Consider the following 13,584-nt stretch of genomic DNA (forward strand, 5'->3'; position numbering starts at 1 on the left):
GGATTACTTAAATATAGAGTTTTATAAGTTTTATCAATGTTATATTCACTTTTATTATTTGCAATTGTAGAAATATATAACGGCAGTATTCAGATATAATAACTATACTACGAACCCGCCGAAAAACTAGATAGACCTTCTACCGCTTAATATGTGCTCTACCTGTCGCTCAATGTAGTTTACTGTAAACCTTACGCTATTGAGCTTCTCATCAATCTCCTTAATCCTAGGCTTAATCTCCTCATTATAAACCCTCCAATCCCTAGGCTGAAGCATACGCACTATCTGCGTCGTCCTATACATCGCCACCACCTCCGTGGGCCTCAACTCCCAGGGCAGTCTCAACTCCTCAAGTCTCCTAACCCTAGCGTACTTAGCCTTACCCACTTCCACGGCGTGCACATGGTGCGCAAATAGGTGGAGTAGTGTGTTCATGTCCATCCTATAGTTAATGAGTATTATTGACTCCTCGGGAAAGTACTTACCAGTTATTGCCTGGCATTCCTGCCCCCTATCGATATACTCCACGCATTCGTTCGTCTGGTTCACTGTGGCTATCACCCTGGGCTTCTCAATATTCATCCTCTCGGACAAGCCCTCGAGTATTCCCTCAGCACTGCTCTCAATGTCCTCCAGGGGTTTTAGGACTGAATTCTCAATCTCCGCAATTACCTGGTTAATGAAGTCCCTACCAGCCGACATGAACCTATTAATTACTAATTCCGAGGCTTATAAATCCTCCTCAGGGTTATTACCCAATAAGCCGAGCTAACGCGCTCAATAGTTATGCAAAAAAAATGCACAGTACACTATACCTAAAGTAACACTTAATTCATTACAGTGATTTTGTGAGGGTTGGTGAGTTAACAGTTGATTTAAGGGGAATTGGCTGCCCATACGGTAGTACATTAGCCATACAGCACTTCCGCGATGCGCCTGTTGGTTCGGTAATAACATTCGTACTCGATGATGAGGAGTGCTACCTAACACTGAAGAGGTTATTCCCATTACTCGGTCAAAGAGTCGTGAGAGTCGAGGAGCAGAATAGGGTGTATAGGCTCTCGGTCCTTAAGGTGAGGTTCTTCTAAGCGGTAATGCATATTAACTTCGTACTAAGCCACAAAACGTGTCCTTTGATAAAGCTGGCTACCTAATTGGTAGGAACTTCGTATACCCTGATTACAGGCCCCAATTCCCCAGGCACTACGGCTATGCACTGAGACACTTAAAGGCCCAAGTACGGATTAGAACCAGTGACAAATCAATTGAAGCTTAGCCGAGTACAGCATTGAAGTACCGCCGAGTAGGGATTACATAGAGCTTGATGCAGCTGAGGTGAGGATTACCTCGGTCAGGGTTGATGGACAGGAAGCAAGGTATGAGTATGATGGAAAAACGCTCAGAGTATACGTTAGTCAGGGAGTTCATGTAGTCCAGGTCAGTTATGAGACCAAGCCAAGGAAGGGGCTTTACTTCGTACTACCTGATGAGCATTATAGGGATAGGGTGCCTATGGTCTGGACGCAGGGCGAGAGTGAGGATAATCACTACTGGTTACCAATGCCCGACTACCCAAACATTAAGTTCACCAGTGAATTATTAATAATAGTCCCGAAGAATTGGACCGCAGTCTCCAACGGAGTATTGGTGGAGACCAAGGACCTCGGTAATGAGGTGATGTGGCACTGGCGCTTGGATAAACCGCACTCAGCCTATCTAGTGGCCTTCGCAGCCGGTGAGTTTGAGGCTGTTAGGGAGGATTGCGATGGAGTGACCATTGAGCACTACGTGCCGAGGGGGTACGGTGATAAGGCCCGTTTCAGCTTCTACAGGACATGCGACATGATTAGGTTCTACAGTGAGTATACTGGCGTTAAGTACCCATGGCCGAACTATAAGCACGTAGCCGTCAGCGAGTTCATATATGGTGGCATGGAGAACACGACAGTGACCATAGTCACAGACACCACCCTACACGATGAACACGCCCACTGTCCAAGTTCTAAATTCCCATGTCCAGGTATGGAGACTTCACGTCAGATGGTTTAGTTGCTCATGAGCTTGCCCATCAGTGGTTTGGTGATTACGTCACGACTAAGGACTGGGCGAATATATGGCTTAATGAGGCCTTCGCCACGTACTTCGAGGCTCTCTACACCGAGCATGCCAAGGGCCGTGACGAGTTCCTATACGAGCTTTACCAAAACCTTAGGAGCTACCTCAATGAGTACGGTAATAGGTATGCTAGGCCCATAGTCATTAGGCTCTACAGGATCCCGAGGAGATGTTTGATAGGCACACGTATGAGAAGGGTAGCCTGGTCCTCCACACGCTCCGTAACCTACTCGGTGATGAAGTATTCAGGAGGGGCATTAACCTATACCTAACCAGGCATGCCCATGCAATGCCGATACGGAGGACTTTAGGAAGGCTCTTGAGGAGGTTTCAGGGCAACCACTCGATTGGTTCTTCATGCAGTTCGTATACTCGGCGGGTCACCCAGTGATTAAGTATTCCTGGAGCTACGATGCAGGTAATAAATTCATAAGATTAAGTATTAGCCAGGTCCAGGGTGACGACTCGTACCCAGTCTATAGACTACCCCTTGAATTTGAAATCAAGTACCCAGGTGGTAAGGCCGAGATATTCAGGTTTGAGTTAAATGAGAGGGAGGTCACGGTGTATATACCGGCTAGTGAGAGGCCTCAGTACATTTGTATAGACCCTCAGTTTAAGATCGGTGTTAAGGCTGTTAATGCGGATAAGGGTGTTGAGGAGGCCATTGCGGAGTTAGGTAGCGACAACCTGGTGTGTAGGCTTGAGGCTGTTGATGCGCTGGCGAGGGATGGTAGTGCCAGGGCCGTTGAGGGATTGAGCAAGGCGTTAACTGGCGACTCATTCTGGGGTGTTAGGGCCGAAGCGGCTAGGGCGCTTGGTAGGGTTGGCACGGAGGATGCGCTTAAGGCGCTCCTCAATGCGCTAAATAATGAGAGACACCCAAGGGTTAGGCAGGCCATTGTGGAGGCCCTTGGGAACTTTAGGAACAATGATAATGCGGCTAAGGCGCTCGTGTCAGTCCTGGAGAACTCCTCGGAGAGTTACTACGTTAGGTCTAGGGCTGCGCAGTCACTCGGTAAGTTGGGGATGCCGGACTACGGTAAGTACCTCATTAAGGCCCTCGACTACCCAAGCCATAACTACGTAATAACCCAAGGCGCGCTACAGGGACTCTCGGAGCTTGGGACCGACGAGACCGTGGACACACTCATTAAGTATACGGAGCTTGGTAAGCCCACGTTGGTTAGGGTTGCGGCCACGCAGTCTCTGGGTAAGTTCGTAAGCGTTAGGAGAGTTTACGATAGGGTTAGGGAATTGCTGAGGGATCCGTATTACAGGGTTAGGTACGCTGCCGTGGCTGCTGTTGAGAGCTCCCTGGATCCGAGGTTCCTGGACATACTCGATGAGTTAGCCAGTAAGGACTTGGATGGTAGGATTAGGCGCTATGCGAGGGATGTGGCCAGGAAGATCAGGGATCAGCTGCAGAGGGGCGTGGAGTATGCTAGGTTGAGGGAGGAGATCGAGAGGATCAGGGAGGAGCAGAGAAGGATAATGGATAGGTTAGGTAGGGTAGAGACGAAGTATGGTTAGTCAAGACTTCCCGTGAACATTAACATTCATGTTAATTAAATAACTTCATTTACCCTCATCCCATCACCTATCCCCTCTTCCCTTAACTAATTCATAGATCACTAACTCACTTAATGAATTACCCCAACACTTGACTTATTATAAAGGATAAACTCAACCTATGTCCAACAATACCTTTGAACAACATAACATCATATCATTTCCTTCCCCAAGTACTTGGTTTATAGGTTCTTTTCCTTAGCTCTATTGCCTTGTTTATGATGTGTTGGGCGAGTTCAGGGGCTATCACGTTCTTGAGACTTAGTACCCTGACTATTAACTCGCAGAACTTAGCGTTGGTGTTGAAGTCGCAGATGCTAACGTCGGTTTCGCGGTCACCGCCCCTACACCTAATCATTAGGTACGCGTGCCTACCCTTCCCATACACGGTTAGGTAACAACCACGCTGCCGCAAACCCCTAACCACACCATCAATCACAGGCCCATAAAGGCCATCCACGTAATTAACAACAGCACCCACCAACTCATCAACCGGCACAGCCAAGATGTAGCGAGCAACCCCATCAGCACTAGGCACTGCCTTGAGTATTCCGGAATCCGCAAACTCCTTTAGGTACCTATTGGGTACATTAACATCATACTCATCAAAGTCACGCCCAGGATTACCCCTAGCATAATCAATAATATTCATTAAGTACGATAACTTCCAAACCCTACCCTCAGCATCACTACCATCCAAGTCCCTAAGTAACTCATCAATACCCATCATCAACAACCCACTAACCACAACCACCACTAAAAACACTTCCATCGGGGAATATTAGGGGAATACAAACCATAAACCCAACAACCAAACCCAACCATTAACCTCCCTAGTTTCTCTTATTTTGTCCAATATTTTTATTTAAATGCCAATCGAGACGTACCTTAATGGAACATCACGAGAAATACTGCGTAATTACCATAACGAGGAAAAGGAGGGTGGGCGCCAGGCAGGGATGAGACCTGTGATGACGTATCCTAGCGCAGAGCCCTGAAGAGGCTTAGAACCGCTGAGGTGGACCTGCCTGGCGCCCACCCTCCTCCTTAATGTTTCGTGGCTCTTTAAAAGTCTATCCCTGATTTTAGGCGTTGGTTCTGTGGATTATAGTCATTAATTTGTTAATGCTGAGTGATGTCCGCATGATGAGTCCTTGGGCATGAAACTCGGTGAGTTAGCTCATTACCTTGGCTATGTAGGCTATGTAATTTCCTGACTTAGCCAACCTCTCAACAATGTCATAATTACTATAGAGGATCTCCTCAAACCTGGACCTCAACTTCTTCGGCACAACAATCTGCAGTAAACCGCCGGGTTTTAGGTGTTCTTTAGCCTCGATTATTAACCTCCTATTTATGTCGAGGCCTGCCGTTATTGGTGGGTTGGAGATTATCGTGTTGAATTTTTCACCCTCGACGGCGCTGTATAGGTCACTAACCCTAACCTCCGCATTACTCACCTTATTGATCTTTATGTTTATGGCGGCTAACTTAACCGCGAGTTTGTTTATGTCTACCATGACAACCCTACCCCTAGGCGCCAACTTAGCCGCCACAATGCCGAGAACCCCATAGCCACAGCCCATGTCTAGTATGTCCCAGTCATTCATAATGACCATGTTCTCAGCCAACAACCTAGTCCCAGCATCCACGTCCTCGCTCGAGAAAACGCCCGGCGCCAGTACGAAGGTTAGTGGAAATCCCCTAATTATGGTGCGTATCCTCCTGATCCTCATCTCCTTAAAGACGGGCTCCCTATCGTAGTAATGCATCAACTCTTCAAGCCCCTCCTAGGATGAAGTCCCTTTTATCCCTTATTATTTCCCAGGAAGAACGGTTTTTAAGCAAACATGGCTTGGCTGTGGTGATGAGGAAATCACTATTCATTGGTTACCTATTGATTTACGTATTCTCGGCATCACTTAATTACTTCTTTGTCAAGTTCGGCCTTAGGTACTCGACACCGTTGGGCTACATGGCCATTAGATATGCAATAGCCGGAGCCCTACTCGCCATAGCCGCGGCGTTAATTAGCGGGAAGTACTACGTGATATTGAATAAGGACCTCGCCCTCCTGAGCCTATTCTCTTCATTAAGCACGGCGCTCTGGGCCTATGGACTACTTTATATTGACCCGGGTTCATCAGCCATCTTTGGATATACAATGCCGTTATTCGCAATACCATTGTCCATCGTATTAATACATGAACAGCCAAGAACACTCAATGTCATTGGTGCAACCATAGGCTTTGTGGGCGTTATTATTTATGGCGTATCCTCAATAATGAGGGGCGTCTCCCTGATTGGTGCCTTGCTTACGGTGATTAACGCCATATTCTGGGCCCTATATAGTATATACTTCAAGAAGCTGGGTAATAATAATGGGCTTATTGTCGTATCCAACATGTTCATAGTGGGATCACTAATACTCGCAGTGATGGGATTATTAATTGATGGCCCTCAATCATTCACAAGCATTAAGTGGGTACCTGGGTTTATCGGTAATTTACTGGGCACCTCCGTGGTCGGCGGCGCTGTCCTATTCCTCGTCTGGTACCTACTCGTTAATTCCATAGGCGTTGCCAACTCAACACCATACATATTCACGGTACCCGCACTGACTCTCGTGCTTAATTACCTAATAATGGGTATTCAACCAACAATCCCCGAGATCATTGGCTCTGTAATCATGTTTATCGGTATATACCTCGCCTCGGCATAGCCGTGGCCCACGGGTATACTAAAATTTTTAAGTAATTGGCTTAAGCGTGTTCTTGCATGGTCACATTAACAAGGTCTAAACAACCGAGGAAGCAGAGGAAGGCGCTATTCAACGCACCACTCCATGTTAGGCATAGGCTAATGACTGCTAGGCTAAGTGAGGATCTCCAGAGGCAATACGGCGTTAAGAGACTGCCAGTTAGGAAGGGTGATACCGTTTTGATACTCAGGGGTGACTTCAAGGGCGTTAGGGGTAAGGTCGTTGAGGTTGATCTTAGGAAGATGAGGATCTACGTTGAGAATGCTACCCTGAAGAAGCCCAGTGGTGAGACTGTTTACTACCCAATACACCCGTCCAAGGTCATGATCGTCGAGCTTGACACAAGTGATAAGAGGAGGCTTGAGGCCATTGAGAGGGCTAGGAAGCAGCGTGAGGAGTACCTTAAGAGGCTTGAGGAGGCTAAGGAGGCTAAGGCCCTGAGGAAGCCCGAGGTAATAGTAGTTGGTCAGGGTGGTGGCGGTGAACAAAAGCAGTAGTAAGCCTTTAAATGGGGTTTTCCACGGTGATGTCTAATGCCCAGTAGGCACTTGAGACGTTACCAAGCGCCTGAGTGGTGGCCAATATCGACTAAGGAGGCCGTTTGGGTCGTTAGGCCAAGCCCTGGACCGCACCCACTGGCTAAGTCATTACCACTTGGATTGCTCGTGAGGGATGTCCTTAGGTACGCGAAGACTCTCAGGGAGGCTAGGTACGTGATTGGTAAGGGGTTGATAAAGGTTGATGGTAGGGTCAGGAGGGATTATAAGTACCCGGTCGGTCTCATGGACGTTGTCGAGATCGTGCCAACCAACGAGGTTTACCGGATAGTCCCACACCCAATTAAGTTCCTGTGGCCAGTACCCATAAGTCAGGAGGAGGCTAGGTATAAGCTTTGTAGAATTGAGAATAAGACAATGGTGAAGGGCGGCCAGATACAGCTTAATCTGCATGATGGCAGGAACATACAGCTACCCTATGAGGAGGGGAGTAAGTACGATACGCTCGACACGGTGCTCATAGACATAGTTGAGAACAAGATCGTGGACCACGTCAAGCTCGAACTAAACTCGTTGGGGCTTATCGTTGATGGTAAGAACGTGGGTTACCACGGCAAGATAACCGAGATAATACAGACCTACAGGAAGAGAGAGTCCATTGCGAAAATAATCACTAGTGATGGCAAGGAGGTCAGGACAATAATGAATTATCTATTCACGGTCGGCAGAGATAAACCTTTGATAAAGATAACGGAGGATCAATAACTAATTTCCTGTTCGGGTTCTCATAAGTCCTTGATTTAGAATCCGAAAATTAATAAGTATATTAGGGATTATGGAGACTAAACATGTATGGCGAACATGGACAAGTTATCGAAGTGTGTCGAACTACTTAGGTCAGAACCCTTAATGATTATTGGTAGTAATACTATGGGAGACTCATGTATTGAAATACCATTACCGACAAGAGACTTTGGATCTCACTTCTTAGATACTGGGCTTATGGGTAAGGCAATGGAGAGTATTGGGTTTTTCTTTAATGGAAAGGCAAAGGTTGTTTTCTCAGGTTCTACTGGGAGTATAAGATGCGTATTAACGGCCTATGGACTATACTCTCGACAATTTAAGAAAGCCCGTGTTATTGCTGTTTCCCCATTTCATAAATCCATTGTTGATTCCATGTTCTTAATACTCAATGGTAGAGAGGATATTAATATTAGGTATGTTGGACCAAGTGATGAAGATTATTTAATAGATTACGATATGCTAATCCAGCCAGGAATCTTTAGGATTAAGCATTATATCAATAACGATAACTATGATAATACATTAATTATAATTACATCACCTACCTATGGAGGTGTTTATATTAACGATGATTATGTAAATGCGATTAAGACACTTTTAGGAGATAATGCTCTTATCTTTATTGATAATGCGTGGGGCCTTGGGAAGCCAAATATTGAGATGTTCGATGTACTTGTTAGAAGTAGCCATAAGGTTGATGGTGGTCCACGCCCAATATCATTAATAATAAGCAGAAATGACGAGTTCTGGAATTACATAAGAATTGCATATTCAATGTTAGAATCAACATCACCATTAGTATGCTCATTATTTGAAACAGAACGTATTTATAGAATACATAAAAAAATGCGACCTCGCCGGTATTTTAAGAGAACTTGGAATTAGATTCATTGATTCGTTAAAAGATAATGGCCTTAAAGTCCTTGATCGCGTAAATAGAGAGGGATTTTTCATTGATCCAGTGCAAATAAATATCAATACTGGAAGTAAGAATGGTTATGATGTTCATAATATATTGCTACGGCACGGCATAATACCCGTAAGGGCCGGACCTAGGGCCATTGAGATATTAATTAGCATTGATTTGCTACGGAAATACTATGATAATCCGTATCTAATTAATGAGGTGAGTAATGTAATAGCAGGCGCAATTGATAATGCTGAACGCAGAGAAATTGAACCGGTATTTAATTATAACTATGATATTGAGGAGGATGTAACTGGTATTTTAAATAGACGAAAAATAAAATTTGTAGATATTAATGAATCCCTAGACGCCATAGCCGCTGCGCCGTTAGTCCCATACCCACCTGGTGTACCTGTGGTAATTCCAGGAGCAGTAATAACAAAAAAATGTTTTAGAATATATTAAGTCAATACGAACATTAGGAGGATACGTAATCAATGTTATTGATAATAAGATACCGATTTACGAATAATCATTGTTTAAATCATTAATTAGAGTATTGAATGATTGCTCCCCTATTTCGTGCTTTCGTAACGAAATACAACATGTCATATCCTTTTTTCTCAATGTCTTTTCTTACGTTAGATAAAACCTTCATTGCTTGCCGTTGTCCCTTGATAATACCATATGCTGTTGGGCCCCAACTACTTTGTCCTGCACCGTAGGCACCATGCCTTAAGAGGGATTTTATTACGAACTCGGTTTCGTCACAGCAATATATGCCACCCTGATATTTAGAGAAATATTGACCAACGAGTGCCTGTATTTTCGTTAATGCATTTCCAAATGTCTTAATATCATTCATGGTAATTGAGGGTATTAAATATAATAGTAGTAATTTGTATAATTCATATTTTAATTCCTTAGGGAGGGAGCTTGGCACATCCATTGCCTTTCTTTCTGCCAATTCATCAAGCCCAATCCTTTGCTTAGGTATGAACACTAGAAAGTACCAATCATTAGGCACTTTAACCCTAAATATTGGATAGGGTAAATCATTTATGCTCTTAGGAAGTTCTACGCGCGTACTATTAAGCGGTAAGCGTCTACCTGAATCAACTATAAAACCTCCTCGCTCAAATGATGCAATACCTATACCCGAATCTCTGCCTCTACCGAGTATTACTGCTAATTCCCTAATTTTAATCTGCTTATTCAGCAGTCTCATTATTGCGGCACCAATAGCTAAACTCATTTGCGTAGTAGAGCCTAAACCAACATGCCTAGGGATTGCCTCCGTAATATTTATTTTAAGTCCAGGTAGTTCCTTATTTACTGAATCACGTACTTTCTTAATGACATTATCAATTATATCATTCACCTCAATATCTGTTTTATTTACAATAATTAATTGAGAATCCTTCAATATACTCACTGTAATGCTTATCTTAGGTACTTCAATACTAACGCCTATGCTTCCATAAGCTATATTATCCTCTAAAAAAATTATAAAAACCGAGGTGCAGCCTCGCTGATGCTTCAACAACGACCTCCATAACTTTAATAATAAATCCTCACTTATTCACCTTTATATATTTAAGCTGTTTAAATAATGGTCTTTCCTGAACGTACTCCTTACCCAGCATCAACGCTGCCTCAGCCTTTGCAAGTTCCTCACCTAAATATAATGCATGAGATATTTCTGAGACCAAGCCTCTAGCCGCTATCTCATGTCTAACGACCTTAGCGCTTCTGCCCCTAATCAAAATTCTACCCTTTTTACCAATATATAATGCATTTATTAAGTGATTTTTATGATCAACATAAATCTTAAACAAGCCTAATGGATCAAACCTAAACTGCCTTTCCTCCCCAAATGCATTTATTACCTCATTATAGGGCTCATTAATTTCAATACCTGCCCTCCTCTTATCCTTTAGTACGAGCATCGATACTCCTAAATTCTTAGGCGGTGACTCCCTATACTTTGCTATGGCCGCCATTTGAGATGCCACCTTAAGCTCAAGTACGGATCCTCTGGCCTTTTGGCTCTTCTCAACCGTAAATACTATGCTCGCCCCCACCTCCTGCGCCAACATTGTCATTATGGCATTCACACCAATACTATCGGCATCAATGAGTTCGGTCACATTACCTATACCCATGAACAGTGGTACGTTGGGCATTACCTCCTTAAACCTGTAATAGGCGATTAACGATTTAAAGGTTGAGAAGGGTGGATCCAAAATGGCGTCAGCTATGACTTTCCTAAATCCCACATTTCTGGCTTTATTTACTGTTTCGACCAAATACTTAACCCTTGAATCAGGGTCTTGCGGAATTAAACCGGTATTGGGGTTTCTAGGAACGACCACTATAGCTACGTCTTTATCGATATTACTAACCTTGTCGATATTCATTAAGTCAATGTTTACTATCATATCTGCGCCCGCATTATCCGCAGCCCTAATCTCGCTGGGTATTGATGAGTCCACGGCAATTGGTACGTCAAAATTCTCCTTAAGTTTCCTCGTGAGCTCATAAACTATCAGGGTGAGGGTTAAGCGCCTCGAAGCCTATAGCCACTAAGTCAGCGCCTGATTCCACATAGTACTTAGCCCTTTCTAATACCTCATCAAGACTGAATAAATGCGCCTCAAAGACCTCCGCCATTACCCTAATGGGTGGTGGATTTAATGGTATTCTTACCTTATCCACGGATATACTGTTCGAATCATTTAGTGATGCCTCGATCTTTAGCAATATGTCCCTGGCCATGTTCTCTGCGGAGTTCTGCATTACCTCATCGGCAGGTACATCAGGTGATAATACCTCATCGAGTTTCCTTAGCTTTAGTATTTCCGTTAAGCCGTAGGCATCCAGCGTACCCTTCAATGCCTTTATCCCCACAGTTTCCTCAATAACTTTACCAGACCCCATTGTTAGACCCGGCAGTAATATATAGTCGTAATCGCCACTCCTCACCCTAGCCACATCCCTTAAGTACTTCGCCACGTACTCCGTGGTTAAAAACGCGGCTATCGATACGGGCATCGTCAAGATATCTACTGTGTGTTCGCTCTTTATTTCAGAAACGACCTTCTTTACGATTGGTTCAGCCAATCTCCCAGTTATTATAAGTATTTTTGCCATATTTAGTTGCTGCTGAACTTTATAATATAGACTTTTATAAGTAAATTTGTTTGCTATTTTTAATGAGTTTACGCATTGCGTGGGTTATTACTGGTGGAGGTTCTCACCTTAGGGAATTAACTGAAGAGATATTACGATTAAAGAGGATGTATGGTATAAAGGTAACGCTATTTTTAACGAAGTGGGGTTATGAAGTATCGAGGCTCTTTGGTGTTCTTCCTAAGTTAAAGGTAATTGCGCCAGGTAAATACTACGAGGAATTTCTCGTGGAGGATGATGGTGTATACTATATTGGGCGACTAAACCTGGGCAGGTATAAAGTGGTTATTATTGCACCAGCTACATCAAACACAATCGCTAAGATGGTTTGCGGCATTGCCGACTCCATAGCATCGACGGTTTTCGCACAAGCTCAAAAGAGTAATGTACCCGTGATAGTGATGCCAACAGATATGCCTGGTGAGGATGGCCTTATGGAGACAGAGATACCATGCTCAATAAATAGGGACGTGTGCATGGAGTACAATTGCAATGTTTGCATACCAATGGCTAAATGCCCAGTTAAGGCGATTGAGTTAGTTGATGGGTATCCCAGGATAAACTATAAGTCGTGCATTGGCTGCGAGGTCTGTAGTCGATCATGCCCATACAACGCAGTAACCTGCTGGGAGAAGGTTAAGCTATATCCAAGGGATCTCGATGTGGAAAATATAAATAAGTTATCAAAGATGAAAAACGTAATAGTAGTCTCAAAACCACAAGAAATAATATCAATACTGAAGGATTTGATAATGAACAATCAAGGAAAGTCTGAGACATAAAAATAAAGGCAAACTTACTCATAGATTTAATAAACCCTTATGATAGATTTAATGTGTAAAAGGGATGATACAAGAAATAGAAAGCTCCGTATAGTGGTGAAGCTTTATAGAAAGCCGTTCACTTATTGGTATCCAGGTACTGACGCAATAAGTAAGTTAATACGCGCATATGGTAAGGTAGCAGATAATGGAGATTTCTTAGTCATTAGTGAGAAGGCATTGGCCATAGCGTATGGATATGTATATGATGAAAGCTTAGTAAAGGCTGATGAAATTACGTATGCCTTAACGTTCATCCTTAATAAGTATGTGTGGGGGTATTTATTAAGTAGGTACATTGGCATAAAAACACGGCAATTATTACTAAGTACACCAATTAATGTTATGGCTAGGCATAAAAAGCTAGCGTTGAGGTATGGCGGATTTAAACATTTTATTAAGCCTGTATCTGAGGCAGGGATTGATGCAAAGAACCTACCATATCAATATGTTGCATTACCATTAAATGACGCCAATAAAATCGCGCAGAAGATTTATCAGGAGTTTTTATTACGTGGTAAGAGAATTAATGTTTTGATAATAGATACTGATCGTGCATTTAAACCTAAGCGATTAAGTGGTATTGTATTCTCCACACGGAAATCATTTATAAAAGGCATAATTGATTTGGGCGGGTTTGGCTATATGATCGGCAGGGCATTTCCAAGGCTCTTTAAGGTTTATCCCACACCCGTGGCTTACTACGGCGATCGTATAAGCCTTATTACCATTCTCAAAATCAGTAAAATAGCAAGAAAGATTATTGGCGAAGGATTTGGATTAAACGTGTATGACATGTTATCCAAGCTAAATAAGAAGAGCTTTGAGGAGGTGACATGGACTGATATGAGCAAGATAATGCATTATCCAGCAGTATTGATAAAGGTAATTAAGGTAATTAATCAATGCTGA

General features: G+C 43.4%; 18 protein-coding genes and 1 pseudogene. 13 read left to right on the top strand and 6 right to left on the bottom strand.

Going from position 1 to position 13,584, the window contains the following annotated elements; translation table 11 throughout:
- Window positions 1-126: 126 nt before the first annotated feature.
- Complete coding sequence (locus tag JCM14467_RS10920) at window positions 127-702, bottom strand: hypothetical protein (RefSeq protein ID WP_054850152.1); 576 nt, start codon at window positions 700-702, stop codon at window positions 127-129.
- A 146-nt stretch (window positions 703-848) separates the two neighbouring features.
- Between JCM14467_RS10920 and JCM14467_RS10925 the strand changes: the two genes are divergently transcribed.
- From JCM14467_RS10925 to JCM14467_RS20150, 6 genes are read left to right on the top strand one after another with little or no spacing between them, the layout of a single operon-like run.
- Window positions 849-1,088 carry a sulfurtransferase TusA family protein gene (locus JCM14467_RS10925; RefSeq protein WP_054850153.1) on the top strand — a complete coding sequence of 80 codons (240 nt, stop codon included), beginning with the start codon at window positions 849-851 and terminating at the stop codon, window positions 1,086-1,088.
- Between the two features lie 38 nt (window positions 1,089-1,126).
- On the top strand, window positions 1,127-1,276 hold the full coding sequence (locus JCM14467_RS20130) for a hypothetical protein (RefSeq protein WP_342765531.1): 150 nt from the start codon (window positions 1,127-1,129) through the stop codon (window positions 1,274-1,276).
- A gap of 59 nt (window positions 1,277-1,335) precedes the next feature.
- Window positions 1,336-2,049 carry a M1 family metallopeptidase gene (locus tag JCM14467_RS20135; protein WP_342765532.1) on the top strand — a complete coding sequence of 238 codons (714 nt, stop codon included), beginning with the start codon at window positions 1,336-1,338 and terminating at the stop codon, window positions 2,047-2,049.
- Complete coding sequence (locus tag JCM14467_RS20140; protein ID WP_342765533.1) at window positions 2,013-2,387, top strand: M1 family aminopeptidase; 375 nt, start codon at window positions 2,013-2,015, stop codon at window positions 2,385-2,387. Before JCM14467_RS20135 ends, JCM14467_RS20140 begins: the two co-directional genes overlap by 37 nt.
- The gene (locus JCM14467_RS20145) at window positions 2,285-2,506 is read left to right on the top strand and encodes a M1 family aminopeptidase (RefSeq protein ID WP_342765534.1); all 222 of its coding nucleotides are present in this window, start codon (window positions 2,285-2,287) and stop codon (window positions 2,504-2,506) included. Before JCM14467_RS20140 ends, JCM14467_RS20145 begins: the two co-directional genes overlap by 103 nt.
- A complete protein-coding gene (locus JCM14467_RS20150) occupies window positions 2,473-3,648 on the top strand; it encodes a HEAT repeat domain-containing protein (RefSeq protein WP_342765535.1) in 1,176 nt (391 codons plus the stop codon). Before JCM14467_RS20145 ends, JCM14467_RS20150 begins: the two co-directional genes overlap by 34 nt.
- 196 nt (window positions 3,649-3,844) lie before the next feature.
- On the opposite strand, the gene JCM14467_RS10935 is transcribed toward JCM14467_RS20150, so the two are convergent.
- Complete coding sequence (locus JCM14467_RS10935; RefSeq protein ID WP_252901427.1) at window positions 3,845-4,441, bottom strand: hypothetical protein; 597 nt, start codon at window positions 4,439-4,441, stop codon at window positions 3,845-3,847.
- A 421-nt stretch (window positions 4,442-4,862) separates the two neighbouring features.
- Window positions 4,863-5,459 carry a class I SAM-dependent methyltransferase gene (locus JCM14467_RS10940; protein WP_054850155.1) on the bottom strand — a complete coding sequence of 199 codons (597 nt, stop codon included), beginning with the start codon at window positions 5,457-5,459 and terminating at the stop codon, window positions 4,863-4,865.
- Between the two features lie 95 nt (window positions 5,460-5,554).
- On the opposite strand from JCM14467_RS10940, the gene JCM14467_RS10945 reads away from it, so the two are divergent.
- The 5 genes and pseudogenes from JCM14467_RS10945 (at window position 5,555) to JCM14467_RS10965 (ending at window position 9,124) form a co-directional block, all read left to right on the top strand.
- Complete coding sequence (locus tag JCM14467_RS10945) at window positions 5,555-6,409, top strand: DMT family transporter (RefSeq protein ID WP_054850156.1); 855 nt, start codon at window positions 5,555-5,557, stop codon at window positions 6,407-6,409.
- Between the two features lie 56 nt (window positions 6,410-6,465).
- Window positions 6,466-6,834 (top strand): annotated as a pseudogene (gene rplX / locus JCM14467_RS10950) (50S ribosomal protein L24); the annotation flags it as partial.
- Between the two features lie 147 nt (window positions 6,835-6,981).
- A complete protein-coding gene (locus JCM14467_RS10955) occupies window positions 6,982-7,710 on the top strand; it encodes a 30S ribosomal protein S4e (protein WP_054850158.1) in 729 nt (242 codons plus the stop codon).
- Between the two features lie 144 nt (window positions 7,711-7,854).
- Window positions 7,855-8,637, top strand: a complete 783-nt coding sequence (locus tag JCM14467_RS10960; protein WP_252901428.1) for a hypothetical protein — start codon at window positions 7,855-7,857, stop codon at window positions 8,635-8,637.
- Window positions 8,564-9,124, top strand: coding sequence for a hypothetical protein (locus tag JCM14467_RS10965; protein WP_252901429.1), 561 nt, complete (start codon window positions 8,564-8,566; stop codon window positions 9,122-9,124). The genes JCM14467_RS10960 and JCM14467_RS10965 overlap by 74 nt, the downstream gene beginning before the upstream one ends.
- An 82-nt stretch (window positions 9,125-9,206) precedes the next feature.
- On the opposite strand, the gene JCM14467_RS10970 is transcribed toward JCM14467_RS10965, so the two are convergent.
- From JCM14467_RS10970 to JCM14467_RS10980, 3 genes are read right to left on the bottom strand one after another with little or no spacing between them, the layout of a single operon-like run.
- Entirely contained in the window at window positions 9,207-10,205 is a 999-nt protein-coding gene (locus JCM14467_RS10970; RefSeq protein WP_252901430.1) for a beta-ribofuranosylaminobenzene 5'-phosphate synthase family protein, read from the bottom strand.
- A gap of 28 nt (window positions 10,206-10,233) precedes the next feature.
- Window positions 10,234-11,211 carry a dihydropteroate synthase-like protein gene (locus JCM14467_RS10975; RefSeq protein ID WP_342765538.1) on the bottom strand — a complete coding sequence of 326 codons (978 nt, stop codon included), beginning with the start codon at window positions 11,209-11,211 and terminating at the stop codon, window positions 10,234-10,236.
- A complete protein-coding gene (locus tag JCM14467_RS10980) occupies window positions 11,198-11,812 on the bottom strand; it encodes a DUF6513 domain-containing protein (protein ID WP_054850163.1) in 615 nt (204 codons plus the stop codon). Before JCM14467_RS10980 ends, JCM14467_RS10975 begins: the two co-directional genes overlap by 14 nt.
- A 62-nt stretch (window positions 11,813-11,874) precedes the next feature.
- Between JCM14467_RS10980 and JCM14467_RS10985 the strand changes: the two genes are divergently transcribed.
- Together JCM14467_RS10985 and JCM14467_RS10990 are read left to right on the top strand one after the other, a co-directional pair.
- Window positions 11,875-12,633: a flavoprotein gene (locus JCM14467_RS10985; RefSeq protein ID WP_054850164.1), complete on the top strand. Its 759-nt coding sequence runs from the start codon at window positions 11,875-11,877 to the stop codon at window positions 12,631-12,633.
- A gap of 51 nt (window positions 12,634-12,684) precedes the next feature.
- Window positions 12,685-13,584, top strand: a complete 900-nt coding sequence (locus JCM14467_RS10990) for a coenzyme F420-0:L-glutamate ligase (RefSeq protein ID WP_054850165.1) — start codon at window positions 12,685-12,687, stop codon at window positions 13,582-13,584.

It is taken from the genome of Vulcanisaeta sp. JCM 14467 (genome assembly GCF_001316245.1).
Classification (GTDB): domain Archaea; phylum Thermoproteota; class Thermoprotei; order Thermoproteales; family Thermocladiaceae; genus Vulcanisaeta.